We start from the raw sequence: 18,855 nt of genomic DNA, 5'->3' as shown, positions 1-18,855 counted from the left end.
TGTCAGCATTTGATATGCAGAAAGACAATGCTGCGTTGCGCAGTTTGTTCATCATTCGTTCACAAACTCGTCCACAAACGCATTAGATTCTTTTACGAAGGAGATGATGTTCACGACAGCATGATTATTTTATCGCCTCCGTTGGCTAAGTTTGATACTAATGGCATAAATTAATATGTACAATAGAATCTTTGTTACTGAACAAAAGGCAGAAAAATGGCAGAAAACTCCCCGGAAAAAACGCTGGACGCAGAATGGTTAGCAATACAATTGCAGGACCGTTCAATGCGGGGTATCGCGATTGAAACGGCGGCGCTGATCCGCTCGGGCGTGATTGAAATTGGTACCCATCTGCCTGCCGTTCGTGAGCTGGCGCAGGCGTTAGGCGTCAGCCCGGCCACGGTTTCCGCCGCCTGGGGCCAGCTGCGTCGGCAAAAAGTCATTGCCGGACGCGGCAGAAATGGCGTCTGGGTTTGCGGCGACATGCTTTCACCGCGCCCTGCCCGTTTTGAAAAAATCGGTAACTTTGGCGAGCACATCATCGCCGATCTGGCGCTGTCTTCACCCGATCCCGCGCTGTTGCCAGATCTGCATGAAGCCATGCAGCAAGGGGTCAGCGCCGATAACCTCAACAGTTATCAGCGCGAAGCCATTGCTCCGGCATTACTGGAGGCGGTGAAACCTGACTGGCCGTATGACGCACCGGCGTTTATGGCGGCTGACGGCGGGTTCGATGCGATGAATCTGGCACTGCAAACCTTACTGATGCAGGGCTCAGTGGTCGCGATTGAAGACCCGACGGCCACGCGATTGCTGGATATGCTGGATAATCTCGGCGCGCAGGTGGTGCCGGTGAAATGTGATGAATTCGGCCCGACGCCGGAATCACTGAGCCACGCGCTGGCCAAAAACCCGTCGGCATTTATTTTCCAGCCCCGCACTCATTCCCATTGCGGCCATGCACCTGATGCAGAACGTTTTGCGGCGCTGGCGGCCATTCTCGCCGGGAGCAATGCGCTGATTATCGAAGACGATGGTATCGGACAGCTCTCCGCCTATCCGCCGGTCAGCATGGGCAGCGTTCTGCCGGAGCGCACCGTGCACGTGCGCTCCTATTCAAAAGCCTATGGCCCGGATTTACGGCTGGCCGTGCTTTCCGGTTCTGAAGATCTTGTTAAGCAAATCAAATCTTTCCGCAACTTTGGCGCAGGCTGGTCGAGCCGTATTTTGCAACAAGCGCTGGCATGGCTGATTAAGGATCAGAACACTCAGGAAGGGATTACGCATGCCAAAGCGATTTATGCCGCACGGCGCAAGGCAATGTCAGATGCCCTGCGCATCCGCGGTGTGAACATCCCTGAGCGCGACGGGCTGGCGATGTGGATCCCGGTGCCGTCAGAGCAGTTCGCGCTGGTGACGCTGGCCGCACGCGGTATCGCCGTGTTGCCGGGCGAGCGCTGCCGCATCGGACCGGGGCAGTTTATCCGCATCAGCACCAGCCAGATCCACGCAGATAAAGTCGATCTGATTGCCGATGCCATTGTGCTGGCGATGGGCTGACGTTTTACGCTAAAATCAGCCCCTGCTGTATGGAGATGACATTCCTCCCAAACCGCCTTTACCGGCTGATGATGTCTACGCAATCTCGCGAGAGGTTCGTAGCATCGTGCCCGGACCTTTCTGTTTTTTCTCTGTTTATAAGGTTTTCTATGTTCAGCACCTTACTTGCAGTTTTTATTGGCGGCGGTATTGGCAGCGTTGTCCGTTGGTATGTCAGCCTGAAAATGAACGGAATGAGCCCGGTGCTGCCGGCCGGCACACTGACGGTCAATCTGGTCGGCGCATTTATCATCGGGCTGTGTATCGCCATTTTCAGCCGGATGACGCATCTTGATCCGGTATGGAAAATGCTGATCACCACCGGCTTTTGCGGCGGGTTAACCACGTTTTCCACCTTCTCGCTCGAAGTGGTGTACATGTTGCAGGACGGTCGTTTTGGCGCAGCCTTACTCAATATGGCGCTCAATCTCGCCGGTTCACTCGCCATGACCCTGCTGGCGTTTGCACTGGTCAGTTGGTACAGCGCGCACTGACTCACCCCGGCGGCGATCTCTTTTCTGCTCTGAGACGCCGCCGTGGCTTCATTTTGTGACCTGCGTTCCGCTTCCTCTCCTTTGTCTTAATGTTTCCTTCATGTTCTGCCGTGATAATGGCCAGCATCAATTCCGGTTCATTCATGTACACATGAGGTATGCCATGTTTTCTGTTCCAAAAACGTCATCCGAATATCTGGTTGTGGCCCTTTGCGTCCTGACCGTCGCCGCTTTTTTCCAGGCGTACTTCGCTTAATCACACCGCCTGCAGGTTGTGATGCCCCCTCTTTTCGCTGACGGCGCATTTCTCTGGAATGCGCCGTTTCGCCGTCTTCATCATACAAATATTTACCTGCCGGACCTTATTGCCTATAATTGAGAATGATCGTTCACACTCATTAACAGCGACCCGCCAGGACATCCATGCTTGCCCCACAAACCTGCACTAAAGACGCGCGCATCAACGCCCGACGTGACCAGATCATCGCCGCCGCCCGCCTGTGTTTTCGCAAACATGGTTTTCACGGTGCCGGTATGGCTGAAATCGCCAAAACGTCACAGCTCAGCGTGGGACAGATTTACCGCTACTTCGACAATAAAGACGCCATCATCGAAGAAATTGTTCGCCGGATGGTGACGAATAAAATTCAGCTGATCACCGGCAATGCCCATAATTTACAGCAGGTAGCGCACAATCTGGCGCACCGGCGCATCGGCAATCTGAGCTCGCCGTTTAAAGAAGACATTTGCATGGAACAAAAAGAACAGGCCGAAATAGATCACGCCCTGATGCTCGAAGTCGCTGCCGAAGCGACCCGCAATCCGGTGGTAGAGAAGATCTGGCGTGACTCAGAAAAACAACTGTTCAATGAAGCAAAATCCTTCTTAAGTAAAAGTTTCCCGCAGTTTTCAGATGCCGAAATGACCGCGAAAGTGGAAAGCCTGGCGGTCATCTGCGAAGGCACCGCATTCCGCCGCCTGACCACCGCTCACGCTGATGCAGAACGCCTGGAAGCCTTATACCATCGCTACTTTCAGGATCTGTTCAACACGGATTTTCTCTCCCCCAAACCGGAATAACTCTTCACCATGAGCGCTCACTTGCATGAAAAACGCCTCGGCTACGCCCTGGTTCTCGGCTCACTCGCGGCTCTCGGCCCGTTGTGTACCGACCTGTATTTACCGGCTCTGCCGGAGCTGGCCGGAGAACTGAATACCTCGACCGCCAGCGCCCAGCTAAGCCTCACTGCCGGTTTACTCGGCCTCGGTTTCGGCCAGCTGATCTTTGGTCCGCTCAGCGATCGTTATGGCCGTATTCGCCCGCTGTTATGGTCGCTGGCTCTGCTGCTGGCGGCGTCGGTGTGGTGCGCCATGGCGCAGGATATCCATCAGCTGATCGTCGCCCGCTTATTGCAGGGGATCGCCGGTGCCGGTGGCGCGGTATTGTCCCGCGCCGTCGCCAGAGATTTATACAACGGGCATGAACTCACGCGGTTCTTTGCGTTACTGATGCTGGTTAACGGGCTGGCACCGATCATTGCGCCGGTGCTGGGCGGTGCGATGCTGAGCTGGATGAACTGGCGGGGGATTTTCGGCGTACTGGCGGTGATCTCCATCATGCTGTTTGCTTCCGCTGCGCTGAAACTGCATGAAACCTTGCCGCAGGAACGCCGTTCGCAAGGCGGAATTTTCAGTATGCTCGGCTCGGTCTTTTCGCTGCTCAGGCACCGTCCGTTTATGGGGTTGTGCCTGACGCAGGGGTTCGTGATGGCAGGAATGTTTGCCTACATCGGCGCATCGCCCTTCGTGTTGCAGCAGATTTACCACCTCAGCCCGCAGATGTTCAGCCTGTGTTTTGCCGTTAACGGCATCGGGTTAGTGATTTCAGCCCAGGTATCGACGCGCTTTAGCCGTCGCTATGGCGAAATGGCGCTGGTTAAAACCGGATTGTGTATTGCTGCCGTAGCCTCTGTCGCGCTGGTGATTGCCGCAAGCCTTGGCGCACCGCTGATTATGCTGCTGATACCGCTGTTCTTCTCGGTGATGGTGATCGGGATTGTCAGCCCGAATGCGGGATCGCTGGCGATGCAAAGTCAGGGGAAAAATGCGGGCAGCGCGTCGGCACTGCTGGGCGTGTGCATGTTTGCGCTGGGTGCGATTGCCGTGCCCGTCACCGGTTTTGGCAGTATGCCAGCGCTCTCGATGGCGCTGACCATGCTCGGATGCTACGCGATTGCCATCGTGCTGTTTATGACGCTGGTGAAAAAAGCGGCGTAATACTCTGAGTATTACAGGCAAAAAAAAACCCGCTTCGGCGGGTTTTTAAGTAATCGGCTAAAGTCAGATAGCGATAACGTTAGCAGCCGACGGGCCTTTGGCACCATTGGTGATTTCGAACTCTACGCGTTGGCCTTCAGCAAGGGTCTTGAAGCCCTGGCTGGAAATAGCAGAGAAATGAACGAAAACATCTTTGCTGCCATCTTCAGGGGTAATGAAACCAAAACCTTTAGATTCATTGAACCACTTAACGCTACCTTTAATCTTAGACATCAAACTTACCTTTACGTGAATGTTGGACACAAAATGTGTGTCAAATACAGTACAGCAACAGATCTCCATTTTGTCCAGAATTCTGATGGCAATAAGCGATAAACCTCTCATTCCTGACTTTTCATTGCCGCTTTCTTCTGCAAAATCAGCCATCCACGGCGTGCTGTCGCGAAACGTCAGAAAAACGAATCGTCGTCATCGTTGAAATCATCAGAACCCATATCATCGGAACCGAAGCCGGAATCGAGATTGTTGTCGCCCAGGGAAGCATCTTCCCAGGACGGCTGATTGCTGTCGAAACCCTGATTATTGTTATCCAGAAAACTGCTGTCAGCAGGATTGAGATCCTGCACCGGCGGTTCCTCAATGATATTGACGATTTCCTGTGGCTGACTGTGATGGAACATACCGGTCAGCATATCGGCCAGCACCACGCCACCGGCCACACCCGCCGCCGTGCGCAGCGCGCTGCCCAGAAAACCCGGCGCCTGCGCAGCCGCCTGAGCCGGTGCAGGCTGTTGTCCGGCATATTGCGGTGGCTGTTGAGGCTGCGCGCCCCACCCCTGCGTGCCGGGAATTGGCTGACTGCCCTGCTGCGCCGTGCGCTGCGGTTCAGGCTGGGAAGATCCCCCGCCAAACAGTCCAGCCAGAAAACCGCTGCTCTGGGGTTTGGTCTGCTGCGCCTGCTGCAACTGCCCGATCTGCTGTTGCAACGCCTGCACCTGGCCGTTGAGTTTGGTCAGCGCGGCTTCCTGGATAATCATCGCCTGCGCCATGTAGTAAGGAGCCGACGGCTGCTGGCGGATATGATCCTGAATCACACGTTCCGCTTCCGCATCACGCGGCGCAGTGCTGGACTCAGCTTGTTGCAAGCGACTAAAAAGCCCGTCAATTAAACGCTGTTCTTCAGATTGCATACATTCACCTTGTTGATATGGCGTAATTCGCCGTGCGTCGCCCGCTGCAACACACAGCCAGAACTTACGAATCACACTAATACAATTGAATTAAAGTATGAATTAACCGAGTGTCAACGAATGTGACGAATGTAAATGGCGTTCGGGGAGTGCTGCGCAGAAGGAAACCCGCCTGCCGGGAAGCAGGCGGGAGAAGGCCGGACTTATTTTTTAGCTGACCAGCCGAGGATGAAGTCCTGATCCGGCAGTTGGGTATATTGACGCACGATATCGTGATACGTCTTCGCAGGATCCAGGGTTTTGAATTCCTGCGGATAGATAAATTTCGCCAGATATTCCATTCCGACGATGTTGTACGGATGGTTATAGAACTGGTGATAAATCGCGTAAACATTGCCGTTCATTACCGCAGGAATTTGCGCCACACCGGTACGTGAGGTCAGCACTTTCGCTTCTTTATCCAGGCTGGCCTGATCGGCGCCGTAACCGAAAGGCAGAATGTGCGTGACAGAACCGCCTTTCGGACGTGCGGAACCGGTCATGATATACACGTCCGGCTTCATGCTGATCACCTGCTCCAGCGACACGGTGCCCGATGCGCCCGGCAACAGTTTACTGCCAATATTGTTGGCCTCTACCGCCTGGATCAGTTTGCCCCAGCCTGCGTTGCCGTGCGTGAAACAACAGGAATCATCGCGGCCGGCAATGGGTTCGATGAAGACGTTAGGTTTGTTTTTAATGCCCGCGACGGCTTTCTGAATGCTCTGCAGATGCTCGTTATAGAACTGCGTGTACGCACGGGCATTGTCTTCCTGATTCATCACTTTACCCAGCAGATCGATGCTCGCTGCGGTATTTTTTGCCGGGTCCAGTTCGTAGTCCAGGAACACCACCGGAATGTGCAGTCCGGCGAGTTTATCCAGCACACCGGCCTGCGCCAGGGAATCTTTTGCGCGTAACTGGGCAATCATCAGATCGGGTTTCTTCGCGATCACGGTTTCCAGATCAATCTGCCCTTTATCACTGAAGCCCATATCGAGGATCTTCGCAGATTCCGGCCATTTGCTTTTCAGCATGTCCCAGGTGCCGCTGTCGGTTTTCTTCAGCAGGTTGTTCCATGCCACCACGTGCTGGAAAGGATTGGCCTTATCCAGAACCGCCAGCGCCAGCAAATCACGGCCATCCTGCAAAATCACGCGCTGCGGCGCTTTATCGATAGTGACTTTCTGCCCGGCTAAGTCCGTCACGGTAAGCGGGTACGTGGTGGCAAAAGTGGAGAACGATGCGGCCATCAGACCGGCAACAGACAGCACGCGAGCGGTGTTCTTATACATGCAAAGCCCCGAAAATGAGAATGAATGAAAAGTGATTTTGATAATTGTTATCAAAAAAGGAGGAAATAATAAACAAGGAATGATTGATGAGGCAATGGTTTTGCGGGGATGAGCGAGGATAAAACATGTCGAAATATGAACGGGATACCTGAAAGGTATCCCGTTTGGCTTAAGTCATAGGGTAAATTTACCGCACCGGTTAACCGGTTACCGGCCAATAAACCGCAGCAGGAATTCGCTCACCATCGCCCGTTTAAAGGCAGACTGCGCCTTGTCCGCCGCCGCGCTGTGCCCGCCCTCGGTATTCTCATAAAAATAGACATCAGGAATACCCATCGCCTGCATTTTCGCTGCCATTTTACGCGCATGGTCTGGCCCGACGCGGTCATCGCTGGTGGCCGTTGAGAACAGCACCGGCGGGTATTTTTTTGCCGGAGAGAGGTTGTGATACGGCGAGAACTCGCGGATAAAAGCCCACTCTTCAGGATCCTGCGGGTCACCATACTCGGCAATCCACGAAGCACCGGCAGAAATCTGCGTGTAACGTTCCATATCCAGCAACGGCACTTCGCAGACAATCGCCCCGAATAATTCCGGGTAACGCGTCAGCATATTACCGACCAGCAGACCGCCGTTGCTGCCGCCCTGCGCGGCAAGATGCGCCGCAGAGGTGATGTTACTGGCGATCAACGCTTTGGCGACTGACGCGAAATCTTCATATGCCCGCAGACGTTTTTCTTTCAGCGCCGCTTTGTGCCATTCCGGTCCGTATTCGCCCCCGCCGCGAATATTGGCCAGAACAAATACACCGCCACGATCCAACCACGCCACGCCGCTGACGCCGAGATAATACGGATCCAGCGACACCTCAAACCCGCCATAACCGTACAACAGCGTCGGATTTTTACCGTCATACACCACGTCTTTGCGGCAGATAACAAAATAAGGCACGCGGGTGCCGTCGTCGGACTGCGCAAAATGCTGGCTGACCTGATACCGGGACGCATCGAAATGCGACGGATCCTGTTTCAGTAATTCCGCTGGCTGGTGTGCGCCGTTGTCCAGATCCCCCAGCGACAGGCTGGCCGGTTGCAGGAATCCGCTGACACTCATGAAATATTGGTTCGAATCGTCTGCCACGCCCCAGGCATTGATTTTGCTCAGTTCCGGCACATGTCCGAACGGCTCACGCCGCCAGTCACCCTGTTCCGGCGTCAGGACTTCGAGGCGGTTTACCACATCGCGCGTGATACTGAGAATGATGTGATCGCGGGTGCAGGAATATCCGCTGAGCTGATCCTGTGCGGTCGGCACAAACAGCGGTTTCAGCGCGCGTTCACCGGCCATAAAAGCGTCAAAATTCATGGTCAGCAGAGAACCCGAGGGCCAGCTTTCGCCGCTGACCTGCCATTCGCTGGCAGGTTGGATCAGGATCCACTCGCGCCACGAGCTGAATTTAGCATCGGCCGGCACATCAATTTTGACCAGATGCTTTTTCTCATCCAGCAGGAACACTTCGCGATGATAAAAGTCGATCACCCGCACCACATAATCGTGTTCGAAGCCTTTAAAACTGTCGTGATAGCCGACCGCCATCATGTCTTTTTTACCGGCGCTGTAAACCGTTGTGGCTTCGCTGAGCGGTGTGCCGCGTGACCAGATTTTCACGATGCGCGGGTAACCGGAATCGGTGAGTGAATCTTCCCCGAAGTCGGTGGCGACAAACAGATGGTCATGATCAATCCAGCCCGTGCGACTTTTCGCCACCGGCAGGAAAAAGCCGTCAGAGACAAATTCGCGCGTTTGCAGATCAAACTCACGCACTTCCGACGCATCACCGCCGTCGGGTGAAAGAAAAATCAGCGCGCGCTTAAAATCGGGTTTGAGCGGGTACACGCCGTGGTACACCCAGTCTTTCCCTTCCGCTTTGCCCAGCGCGTCGATGTCCAGCAGCGTTTCCCAGTGCGGTTCGGCTTTGCGGTACTCCTCCAGCGACGTGATGCGCAGCAGGCCGCGCGGATTCTGCGCATCCTGCCAGAAATTGCACCAGGTTTGGCCGAATTTGCCGATGCCGGGGATCTGATCCGGAGAATTCAGCGCCTCAAGCACTTTCTGGCGTAGAGGCTCGAAATCGCGGCCTTGAGTAAACGCCGCCAGCGTGACCGAATTTTGTTCATGCGCCCAGGCCAGCGCCTGTTCGTTGCGTATGCCTTCCAGCCAGATAAAGTCATCCTGCTGCGGGGTCGTTGAGTCAGTCGTCATGCGGTTCTGCTCCTTCAGTCATGAGTTTGCGAAGTTATTGCACCAGGATGCCCTGAATCAGGCTGGCCTTGACCACGGTCACCTGCGAAATGTTCAGCGCCTGCATAAAGCCTTCCACCAGCAGTAAATTACTGACGTCGGTGGCGCGATATTCACCGGTGAGTTCGCTGTCGCCTTTCCATACCTGATTTTTCGACACGCGCTGCACATCTTCCAACGTGTAAGTATTGTTCGCCAGACGCAGCTGATCTTTTACTGAAAAGCCGTGAACACCACCGATACCAATCACCCGGCGGGTCTGCGCATCCTGTTTGATTTGCGGGCTGACGTGCGTTCTCGCATAGAAATTCACGTAACGCAGCACGGTATTGCGCAGCGAACCGATCGGGTTCGGAGACGCGGCTTTATCCAGCGCCTGATTCTTCAGCACGCTGATGATAAATTCTTTCAGCGTCACCGACGCCAGTTTGCCCTGATAAATGTCCGTGACCGTTTTGCCGTTTTGCTCACGCAATGCCGTCATCTGCATCGATCCGCCGCCGATGTCCCACACCAGCAGATCTTCATTTTTCACACTGTTGTCATGCAGTGCGGCTTTCGCCGAGAGGAACCCCAGTGCGGCTTCCTGTTCCTGCGTGATGATGCGCAGCTGAACCTGTGCCTGCTGGTTAAACAGGTCGATCACCTGCTGCCCGTTTGACGCAGAGCGGAACACCGCCGTCGCTACGCCGGTGATGCGTTGCGGATGGAAAGTGCGGGCCTTGTCCACCATCTCTTTCAGCGCAGTGACGCCCTGCTGCTGCATCGCGCTGCTGATTTGATTGTTGCCGGATTTGCCTAAATCTTCGTTAAACCCCAGCGGACGCTGATCTTCATACAGCACTTTGCCCAGCTGATGACGGCAGATATCGACCTGTGCGACCTGAATTTTAGTGGTGCCCGAACCCATATCAATACCGGCGCGGGTTTCTATACACTGGCTGGCCAGCGCCGAAAAAGTGCTTAATGCCAGTACCAGCCCCAGAAGACTATTACGTGTGAAATTCATTTCATCCTGCCCTGAAAAATATAACAAAAATCATAAAGCACTCAGGAATACCTGTTTTATCGCTGTGATTTCAAGCTTTTTTGCTTTCTGTTTACCCGCTGGCTTTGCCAAAAAGCGCAATCCGGAGACATAAAAAAAGCGAAAAGACACTGCATTTTGTCCTAAATAATGAGTTATGCGATCCAGCGATGATCTGGCTATGACTTTTTGTGAGTCAGTTCAAGCATTGAAATAACAGGAACGCCTATAAAGAAATCATTACCTTGTGATGACAAAAAATGACGGAATTGTGAGGTAAGAATGAGGCACTAAATCAGGCAGTACGATAAAGGAGTAGAAATATGGAATGGAAAATTATAGATATCCTGAACATCCCGCACACAGGTTTGAAATATATCTGCATTCAGGCATTTAAAAACCTGAAGCTGATTTTGTCAGTCGATGACAATTTCTCCCTGAAGACCGGTGACACCTTAGAAATCACACCGGAAGGTTATTCACTGAACCGCCATGAACCACAAACGCTGAAGATCCACCGCATGATGCCGTATTGTCAGCAACGCTGGCAGTCGCTTTCCATCCAATGAAGACGTCTTTGACATGATGATCCCCGCTTCGATGAAAGTGTTAAATGCATTACTCGAATAAAAAAGCCGGTTATGACACCGGCTTTTTTTTATCTCTTTTTTGGTCAGATAACCCGTCATGCTCGCCGAATACCTGCTGCGGCACATCCACCCAGCGGTCTTTACGTGTCGCTTCGTATTGCTGATTCTTCGGATAGTAGATCCGATTTTCCGCTTTATTGGCTTCGCCAATCGTCAGTAAATGCACCTCATCATCGGTGTTATTAATGAAGGTATGACAGATACCGGTTCCCTGCGCAAAGGCGACGGCATCACCCGGTTTCAGCGGGTGCAAATCCCCGTTGATCCAGGCATCCGGATGCCCCTGCAACACATACACGAACTCATCTTCTGCACTTTCAGCGTGCGGGTAGCTGGTACGACGCCCCGGTAACAAACGTTCGTGGTGAATACCGATACGCGTCAGCCCCAGTGCTTTACCGAGCGGCGCGCCAATTGACATCAGCTCATCATCGCCGGGATAACTGCCGTCATCCGGGCCTTCAAGCTCCGTCCAGTGACGGATAAAATCGGGTCTTTCCTTGCTCATAGTGCCTCTGAGGAAACTGGATTTAATACTGCGTTGGCGATTTCACCGGCGTGGCATAAATGCTTTGCACCTGCTCTTTAGGCAGACAGGCAAATTTTATGTGCACCTTTTCGCCGTCATTACTTTCGCCCAGCGTCTGGAATTTTCCGCTACAGAAATCAAAAATCTTTTTATAGGTATCCGCGCGGCGGTGACGTTCCAGAATGGAAAATACGGACGAAAAATAACTCGCCTGCCCCTGCGCGAAAGACGCATCGAAATTGGCAGGACGATAGGTTTCATCGCCCACCGGTTCATCAATACTTGAGCATCCTGCCAGTAAACCCATCAACACTACTGTTGCTATCATCACTTTTTGACTATTTTTCATCATTATTCATCCCGAAAAATGTTTATCCCAATCAGAAAAAAACGTTATGCCCTGCCTGCACTGCCAATACTGTTTTTGCCATTTTGCTTCACGCTGGCGACCGCACGCTCGGCGGCGGCCAGCCATTGATGGTAATCTTCCCGCCCGCGTGACGTGGCAATTCCCACACTCAGCGAACACTGGAAACCCGCGTCCTGCGACAGGCGGATCTCCGACACCTTGAGTAATAACCGGTACCCCACCGCGTAGGCTTCTTCTTCGGAAATTCCCGGCAAGATCACCACAAACTCATCGTCGCCCAACAGCGCCGGAAAATCATGCTCGCCGGTTTCCTGGCGCAATATCGTCGCAACGGCCCGCAGGACATAGTCGCCCGCCTCAGTGCCGAACAGGTCGTTCACCATTTTCAAATCATCGACATCCAGCACCATCAGGCACGAAAGATCGTGTTTTGAACGCTCGAACTCCAGCATCAGCCGCCGGTCCAGCAACCGGCGATTCGGCAACCCCAGAAAAGGATCCATCAGCGCGGTTTTCTCCAGTTCATGCTGTTTATCACGCAGTTTTCTGGAGATGGAATAGTTGGCGGCGCTGAAGGCGATAATGTAAATCGTCGACAGCGGCAGCGTCAGCCACAGCGTTCTGTCGGTGACCACGGGATACAACGTCATGCCGGACAACGGCCAGCACACAATAAAACCGGCGCAGAAGAACACCATCGCACGGCGTAATAACCGCCAGCCGCCCGCTGAGAAACGGTCAGCAATAAGGATAGACGTAATAATGGCCGACGGCAGCGGACAGATCCCCATCATCGCCACCCAGGCGCCTCCGGCAACGGCATCAAAAGCCAGATTTCTGAACTCAGCCTGATTCGATTTTTTAGCGCGTCGGGAAATCCGCATGGCGACGTGTGGCCAGACAAACACATTGAGTACCAGCAACCCGAGAGGCAGCCAGGATGCGCCGCGCTCCACCAGCACCGACGCGATCGGGAAAAAGCACAGGAAAGTGCCCAGCATGCGCATGAGATACATTCGTCGCAGAAAACGATCCGAACGTTCACGCACATGGTGATCATCCGGGAAATAATATGGCATACCTGACAAAGCTCGCTGAATGTAATTCTTTTTATAGTAGTCGAGTTAGTGATAACTCATCTACAAAAAGCACGGTATTCAATGGCAGGAACAGAGGGGGTTTTTGACTTATTTAGAGCGTCTTAGGAATTTAACGGGGAAATTTGAGATAACACTGGCAAATGAATAAAAAACGGCCATATCAGAATGGGCATTCCAATATGGCCGGGAGGGGGCAGCTGACTCTTTTCTTACGCCGTCAGCGTCGCCATATCGATCACAAAGCGGTATTTCACATCACTTTTCAGCATACGTTCGTAGGCGTCATTGATGTCCGGCATGCTGATCATTTCGATGTCAGAACCGATACCGTGTTTAGCGCAGAAATCGAGCATTTCCTGCGTTTCCGCAATACCGCCAATGCATGAACCGGCGACAGAACGACGGCCCAGAATCATCGACAACGTGCTGAGCATCGGGCTGATATCACCGAGGAAACCGACGAAGACCAGCGTACCGTCGATATTCAGCGTTGGCATGTACGGGTTGATATCGTGGACATAAGGAACGGTATCGATGATGAGATCGAACTCGCCTTGGGTAGCCGCCATCTGCGCGTCGTCTGTCGACACCACGATGTGATGCGCGCCCAGACGGCGGGCATCTTCCGCTTTACCGGCGGAACGGGTGAACAGCGTCACTTCTGCGCCCAGCGCGTTGGCCAGTTTCAACGCCATGTGGCCCAGACCGCCCAGACCGACCACGCCGACTTTACTGCCTTTGGTGATGTTCCAGTGACGCAGCGGCGACCAGGTGGTGATGCCCGCGCACAACAGCGGCGCAGCGGCTTTGAGATCGATACCTTCCGGCATTTTCAGCACGAAGCTTTCACTCGCCACGATGGTTTTGGCGTAGCCGCCGTAAGTCGGCATATGGTCGTGACGGTCAACGCTGTTGTAGGTTTGCGTGTTGCCTTCCAGACAGTATTGCTCCAGACCTTTTTCGCACGGGGTGCAGACACGGCAGGAATCGACCATACACCCGATACCGGCGTAATCACCGACTTTGAACTGAGTGACGTTTTTACCGACTTTCGCCACGCGGCCTACCACTTCGTGGCCAGGAACCAGCGGATAAGTGCTGAATCCCCAGTCGTTGCGCGCCTGATGCAAATCAGAGTGGCAGACGCCGCAGTACATCACGTCGATGACAACGTCATCTTCACGCGCTTCGCGTTGTTCGAATTCAAAGGGAGCTAAAGGCACTTTGGCTGACTGAGCAGCGTATCCGAGAACTTTCAGGGTCATGTTATTTCTCCGAAATGAGGGGTGAGCACGGACAAAGGCCCTGACATAACCATGTCAGGGCTGGAAATCTGAAGCGGGACCGCGTTTCTGCCGATGACAGAAACCCGGCCTGCGCGTTAATGATGACGGAATTAACGTTTCTGATACTGGGCGTCGGTCACTTTTTCCAGCCATTCGACCGGACTGCCGTTCAGGGATTCGGCGATCGCAATATGGGTCATGGCATTTTCCGGCGTCGCGCCGTGCCAGTGTTTAATCCCTTCCGGGATCCACACAATATCCCCCACGCTCATGTCGCGGATCTCGCCGCCCTCTTCCTGTAACCAGCCGCGACCGTGGGTCACAATCAGCGTCTGTCCCAGCGGATGGGTGTGCCATGCGGTGCGTGCGCCAGGTTCGAAGGTCACGGTCGCACCGCCAACGCGGGCAGATTCGGTGCCGCTGAACGGCGCGTCAATACGCACGTTGCCGGTGAAGTAACTTTCCGGTCCTTGCTGCGATGGGGTGGAGTCGTTCCGGGTGATTTTGATTTTTTCGCTCATTGAATTCTCCGCTTCGGCATAAGCTGCCGGGGCCATACAGGACATCATGACAGACAGTGAAAGCGTAGTTGCTCTGATGCCGTTCATGTCACTTTTTCCTTCATGATGGGCTGCGTGAGTGTAGTGGCACTACGTTACCGCCATACGGCGAACAGGACTAGGCAGCAAAATGTGAAAGGCGCTATGAGGAGAATTCATCAATCAGGCGGCGGACAGGCTCAACAATTAGCACCAAAAATAAACAGTTATCTTTCGCCCGCAAGCCGCCGAAGTTGCCGGGTTGTGCGGGCTGTCCGGTGTTCCCCCGCAGCCGGTGAACTGATCGGCAAAAATGTGCAGTGAAGATCACACTTTAAATATGTTAACGTTAACATTTGTGATTAACATCATAAATCCGTTATCACCTGTCTGGGAAAAGCAATAAGTTAACGTTAACAATGTGAACTCCCTCTTCGAATGCGCACGGATATGCCATGAAAACAAGTCACCGAAGTCACTACATGCTGTTAAGCGGATTACTTTTCTGCTTCTTTTACACCTGGTCATCTGCTTTTTCGCTGATCTCACTTTGGCTCAGCCAGAAGGTCGGGCTTAAAGGCGCGGAAACGGGGTTATTCTTTTCCGCCATTGCCCTGACGGCGCTGTGCGCGCAGCCGCTGTACGGTTTTATTCAGGACAAGCTGGGGTTACGTAAAAACCTGCTGTGGGCCATCGGCATACTGTTACTGGCCAGCGGACCTTTCTTTATCTTCATCTTTGCCCCGTTGCTGCAAATCAATATTCTGCTGGGCGCCGCCGCCGGCGGCTTGTACGTGGGCGCGACGTTTTTTGCCGGGATTGGTGCGCTCGAATCTTATACCGAGCGGGTCAGCCGTATCTTAGGGTTTGAGTTTGGTAAAGCCAGAATGTGGGGATCGCTCGGCTGGGCGGCCGCCACCTTTCTCGCCGGGATCCTGTTTAACATCAACCCGAACCTTAACTTCTGGATGGCTTCGTCTTCTGCGATCATTTTCCTGCTGCTGCTGTGGCGGCTGCGTGAGGTGAAGACCGATGCGCTGAATCAGCTCGAGTACGGCAAGCCCGGTAACCTTCAGCTTTCTGATGCGATTGCCCTGTTCCGCCTGCCGCGTTTTTGGGCGCTGATTGTGTTTGTAACCGGCGTCAGCGTTTACAACGTCTACGATCAGCAGTTTCCGGTGTACTTCGCTTCACTGTTCCCGGACGTTAAAAACGGCAATGAGATGTACGGTTTCCTTAACTCCTTCCAGGTGTTTTTAGAAGCGGGCGGCATGTTCCTCGCGCCGTTCGTCGTCAATAAAATCGGGGCAAAAAACGGCTTGCTGCTCAGCGGGCTGATTATGGCGCTGCGCGTTTTTGGTTCAGGTCTGGCAGCGGATGCGGTGACCATTTCCTGCATGAAACTGCTGCACGCCGTGGAGCTGCCGATCCTGCTGATCGCCATGTTTAAGTACATCACCACCCGCTTCGACCCGCGCCTTTCAGCCACGCTGTATCTGGTCGGGTTCCAGTTCATCACGCAGGTGTGTGCCAGTGTGTTTTCCCCGCTGGCCGGTTACGGCTACGACCGGATCGGCTTTGCCGACACCTACATGATTATGGGGATGCTGGTGCTCATCCTCACCACGATCTCGGGATTCCTGCTCATCGGCGAAAAGAGCCGGACAACCCCTTCCGTATTATTCAAAAAGAGTGAGATTTTATGAAACAGCGACTGGAACGCGCAGAACAGGCTTTGCGCGACGGAGCAGCAACGCGCGGCAAATCCTTTTACCCGCATTTTCACCTCGCGCCACCGGCGGGATGGATGAATGATCCGAACGGGCTGATTTATCACCAGGGGCGATATCACGCGTTTTATCAGCATCACCCGTTTAGCGAGAACTGGGGACCGATGCACTGGGGGCACGCCACCAGTCAGGACATGGTGAACTGGCAACATCAGCCTGTCGCACTGGCGCCGGGCGAAGAGTACGACCGGGACGGCTGTTTCTCCGGCAGCGCCGTGGACGATAACGGCGTGCTGAGCCTGATTTACACCGGCCACGTCTGGCTGAGCGGCGAAGGCAACGACAGCGCCATCCGTGAGGTGCAATGCCTTGCCACCAGCGAGGACGGCATTCATTTCACCAAACAGGGCGTGGTGCTCACACCACCGGATAACATCATGCATTTTCGTGATCCGAAAGTCTGGTACGAAGACGGCCACTGGTGGATGGTGATCGGGGCGCGGGATGACAGCGATATCGGCCAGGTGTTGTTGTACAAGGGCAACAGCCTGCGCGACTGGACGTTCGACCGCGTGCTCGCCAAAGCCGACCGCAACACGGGTTACATGTGGGAATGCCCGGATTTTTTCCCGCTTGGCGATGAACATATTCTGATGTGTTCCCCGCAGGGCATCAAAGCACAAGGCGATGATTATCTGAACTTATTCCAGAGTGGCTGCCTGCGAGGAACCTGGCGGCCGGGGCAGGAGTTTGAGGTTCGCGAAGGTTTCCGCGAGCTGGATCACGGCCATGATTTTTATGCGCCCCAGTCATTTACCGCAGCCGATGGTCGTCGGGTGATCATCGCCTGGATGGACATGTGGGAATCCGTGATGCCGTCAAAGGCCGAAGGCTGGGCGGGTTGCATGACGCTGCCGCGCGAACTGACACTGCACGATGGCAGCGTGCGGATGGTTCCGGTGCAAGAAGTGCAGACGCTGCGCCGTGAGCATTCTCCTCTTTCGCCATGCCTGCTCAGAGACAGCGTTCAGCACATCGCAGATGACGCGCAGGCGCTGGAGATCATCACCCGGTGGGATCGCCCTGCCTGCGACGCAGAACGTTTCGGTATCAAACTCGGTGACGGCGTGACCCTCTTTGTGGACACACGGGCGCAGAGACTCTGTCTGGAAAGGGACTTCCCGATGCACGGGATCAAAGACCAGCGCAGCGTGGCGTTAACGCAAGGAAAGGTGCTGGAACTGCGGATCTTTATCGACAGCTCGTCTGTGGAGATTTTCGTTAATCAGGGAGAAGCCACGTTAAGCAGCCGGATTTACCCGCAGCCCGGTCAGCGCGCCCTCTCCTGCTTCGCCGCTCACGGTCAGGCGGCGTTGATTGAGGGAGACGTCTGGAGGCTGAGCGCGGGTTAACGCTGAATGCACGATAAAGACGCACGCTCCAGCACGGGCGAGGCGATCTTTATCAGGCCGTGATTGGGGCGTTGCTCAATAAGATGCAGCACCGCTTCACGGCCTATTTCGCTGTGCGGCAATTGCACCGTGGTCAGCGGCGGAAGGAACAGATCGCCGATACCGACCATGTTGTCATACCCGAGCACCGCGACCTGTTGCGGTATTGCAATCCCCTTCGCCAGCAGCACCTGATACGCCAGAAAGGCAATACGATCATTGCCGCACACCAGCACGTCGAAATCCGGTTTTCCGCCGGGGATAAAGCCCTCAAGCATTGTCACAACATCACGATAATGCTCATCGCCCAGCGCCATATGCAGCTGACGAAGATCTTCTGCCGCCAGCCCCGCTTCGCGCCATGCCTGTTCCGCACCGGCGCGACGGCGGGTTCCGGCGGGGATGGACTCCGGTAAATAAATGCACAGCGGATGGCGGTAGCCTTTGCGGATCAGCAGCTTGGTGGCCTGATACTGGCCGTCAAAATCATCAGGAATGTAGCCCGGCAGCGCGTGTTCACGGCTCAGGCAATTCGCCAGCACCAGATTTTTATCCACCAGACGCGAGGGAATATCGACTTCACGCAGCCCCATGGTGGTAAAAATAATGCCGTCCGGACGCTGGGAAAGCAGCTGGCTGACCGCGCGCTCGCTGTCTTCCTGCGAGGTAATGCTGACAAGAAAACTGCTCCAGCCAAATTCGCGGGCCGTGAGTTCAATCGAGAGAAGCAGTTCAACGGAGAATGGCGTCGTGGCGGTATCGAGCGCGAGCACGCCGAGCGTGGAGACTTTGCTGCTTTTACCGCGCATCTTGCGCGCCGAGAAATCGGGCACATAGTGAAGTGCGTCAATGGCCTGCTGCACGCGCGCCAGCGTTTCCGGCTTCAGCCTTTGCGGCTCATTAATGGCGCGGGACACCGTCATCAGCGAGACGGATGCCCGTTGTGCTACTTCTTTCAGCGAAGCCATAACTCTCCCG

Annotated in this window: 18 protein-coding genes and 1 riboswitch; of the genes, 7 read left to right on the top strand and 11 right to left on the bottom strand. The window is 54.3% G+C overall.

Annotation, left to right across the window (positions count from 1 at the left end):
• The first annotated feature begins 216 nt into the window (after window positions 1–216).
• The 4 genes from ACQZQY_RS11035 (at window position 217) to ACQZQY_RS11020 (ending at window position 4,370) form a co-directional block, all read left to right on the top strand.
• A complete protein-coding gene (locus ACQZQY_RS11035) occupies window positions 217–1,560 on the top strand; it encodes an aminotransferase class I/II-fold pyridoxal phosphate-dependent enzyme (RefSeq protein WP_421670411.1) in 1,344 nt (447 codons plus the stop codon).
• Between the two features lie 22 nt (window positions 1,561–1,582).
• Window positions 1,583–1,645, top strand: a riboswitch (Fluoride riboswitch).
• Window positions 1,646–1,709: 64 nt separating this feature from the next.
• Window positions 1,710–2,093, top strand: a complete 384-nt coding sequence (gene crcB / locus ACQZQY_RS11030) for a fluoride efflux transporter CrcB (RefSeq protein ID WP_122095890.1) — start codon at window positions 1,710–1,712, stop codon at window positions 2,091–2,093.
• 423 nt (window positions 2,094–2,516) lie between these two features.
• On the top strand, window positions 2,517–3,173 hold the full coding sequence (locus tag ACQZQY_RS11025; RefSeq protein ID WP_122095891.1) for a TetR/AcrR family transcriptional regulator: 657 nt from the start codon (window positions 2,517–2,519) through the stop codon (window positions 3,171–3,173).
• Window positions 3,174–3,182: 9 nt separating this feature from the next.
• A complete protein-coding gene (locus ACQZQY_RS11020; RefSeq protein WP_183846175.1) occupies window positions 3,183–4,370 on the top strand; it encodes a multidrug effflux MFS transporter in 1,188 nt (395 codons plus the stop codon).
• Window positions 4,371–4,433: 63 nt separating this feature from the next.
• Here the strand turns inward: ACQZQY_RS11020 and cspE are convergent, their stop codons facing one another.
• The 5 genes from cspE to ACQZQY_RS10995 all read right to left on the bottom strand — a co-directional run bounded on the left by cspE (window position 4,434) and on the right by ACQZQY_RS10995 (window position 10,204).
• Entirely contained in the window at window positions 4,434–4,643 is a 210-nt protein-coding gene (gene cspE / locus ACQZQY_RS11015; protein WP_056772010.1) for a transcription antiterminator/RNA stability regulator CspE, read from the bottom strand.
• 176 nt (window positions 4,644–4,819) lie between these two features.
• Entirely contained in the window at window positions 4,820–5,560 is a 741-nt protein-coding gene (locus ACQZQY_RS11010; protein WP_431297096.1) for a DUF2076 domain-containing protein, read from the bottom strand.
• A gap of 203 nt (window positions 5,561–5,763) precedes the next feature.
• The gene (locus ACQZQY_RS11005) at window positions 5,764–6,894 is read right to left on the bottom strand and encodes an ABC transporter substrate-binding protein (RefSeq protein WP_056771439.1); all 1,131 of its coding nucleotides are present in this window, start codon (window positions 6,892–6,894) and stop codon (window positions 5,764–5,766) included.
• A 207-nt stretch (window positions 6,895–7,101) separates the two neighbouring features.
• Complete coding sequence (locus ACQZQY_RS11000; protein WP_431297095.1) at window positions 7,102–9,156, bottom strand: prolyl oligopeptidase family serine peptidase; 2,055 nt, start codon at window positions 9,154–9,156, stop codon at window positions 7,102–7,104.
• Window positions 9,157–9,190: 34 nt separating this feature from the next.
• On the bottom strand, window positions 9,191–10,204 hold the full coding sequence (locus ACQZQY_RS10995) for a Ppx/GppA phosphatase family protein (RefSeq protein WP_421670414.1): 1,014 nt from the start codon (window positions 10,202–10,204) through the stop codon (window positions 9,191–9,193).
• Window positions 10,205–10,545: 341 nt separating this feature from the next.
• Here ACQZQY_RS10995 and ACQZQY_RS10990 point away from each other — a divergent pair, with 341 nt between their 5' ends.
• On the top strand, window positions 10,546–10,791 hold the full coding sequence (locus ACQZQY_RS10990) for a hypothetical protein (protein ID WP_056771428.1): 246 nt from the start codon (window positions 10,546–10,548) through the stop codon (window positions 10,789–10,791).
• 70 nt (window positions 10,792–10,861) lie between these two features.
• Here the strand turns inward: ACQZQY_RS10990 and ACQZQY_RS10985 are convergent, their stop codons facing one another.
• The 5 genes from ACQZQY_RS10985 to ACQZQY_RS10965 form a co-directional block, all read right to left on the bottom strand.
• Window positions 10,862–11,380 (bottom strand): cupin domain-containing protein, encoded by a 519-nt coding sequence (locus ACQZQY_RS10985; RefSeq protein ID WP_431297094.1) that lies wholly within the window; start codon window positions 11,378–11,380, stop codon window positions 10,862–10,864.
• A gap of 22 nt (window positions 11,381–11,402) precedes the next feature.
• Window positions 11,403–11,753, bottom strand: a complete 351-nt coding sequence (locus ACQZQY_RS10980) for a hypothetical protein (RefSeq protein WP_238485286.1) — start codon at window positions 11,751–11,753, stop codon at window positions 11,403–11,405.
• 41 nt (window positions 11,754–11,794) lie between these two features.
• Window positions 11,795–12,820 (bottom strand): diguanylate cyclase domain-containing protein, encoded by a 1,026-nt coding sequence (locus tag ACQZQY_RS10975; protein ID WP_338019880.1) that lies wholly within the window; start codon window positions 12,818–12,820, stop codon window positions 11,795–11,797.
• Window positions 12,821–13,080: 260 nt separating this feature from the next.
• The gene (locus tag ACQZQY_RS10970) at window positions 13,081–14,136 is read right to left on the bottom strand and encodes an NAD(P)-dependent alcohol dehydrogenase (RefSeq protein WP_056771415.1); all 1,056 of its coding nucleotides are present in this window, start codon (window positions 14,134–14,136) and stop codon (window positions 13,081–13,083) included.
• Window positions 14,137–14,267: 131 nt separating this feature from the next.
• Entirely contained in the window at window positions 14,268–14,678 is a 411-nt protein-coding gene (locus tag ACQZQY_RS10965; RefSeq protein WP_431297179.1) for a (R)-mandelonitrile lyase, read from the bottom strand.
• Window positions 14,679–15,151: 473 nt separating this feature from the next.
• Here ACQZQY_RS10965 and ACQZQY_RS10960 point away from each other — a divergent pair, with 473 nt between their 5' ends.
• Together ACQZQY_RS10960 and ACQZQY_RS10955 are read left to right on the top strand one after the other, a co-directional pair.
• A complete protein-coding gene (locus ACQZQY_RS10960; RefSeq protein ID WP_421670416.1) occupies window positions 15,152–16,402 on the top strand; it encodes an MFS transporter in 1,251 nt (416 codons plus the stop codon).
• The gene (locus ACQZQY_RS10955) at window positions 16,399–17,838 is read left to right on the top strand and encodes a glycoside hydrolase family 32 protein (RefSeq protein ID WP_421670417.1); all 1,440 of its coding nucleotides are present in this window, start codon (window positions 16,399–16,401) and stop codon (window positions 17,836–17,838) included. Before ACQZQY_RS10960 ends, ACQZQY_RS10955 begins: the two co-directional genes overlap by 4 nt.
• Here the strand turns inward: ACQZQY_RS10955 and ACQZQY_RS10950 are convergent.
• Complete coding sequence (locus ACQZQY_RS10950; protein WP_421670418.1) at window positions 17,835–18,845, bottom strand: LacI family DNA-binding transcriptional regulator; 1,011 nt, start codon at window positions 18,843–18,845, stop codon at window positions 17,835–17,837. The two genes, ACQZQY_RS10955 and ACQZQY_RS10950, sit on opposite strands and share 4 nt — an antisense overlap.
• Window positions 18,846–18,855: the final 10 nt, after the last annotated feature.

The sequence above is a fragment of the Rahnella sp. PAMC25559 genome, from assembly GCF_050632365.1.
Classification (GTDB): domain Bacteria; phylum Pseudomonadota; class Gammaproteobacteria; order Enterobacterales; family Enterobacteriaceae; genus Rahnella; species Rahnella rivi.
This window is presented reverse-complemented; position numbering and strand designations above follow the sequence as displayed.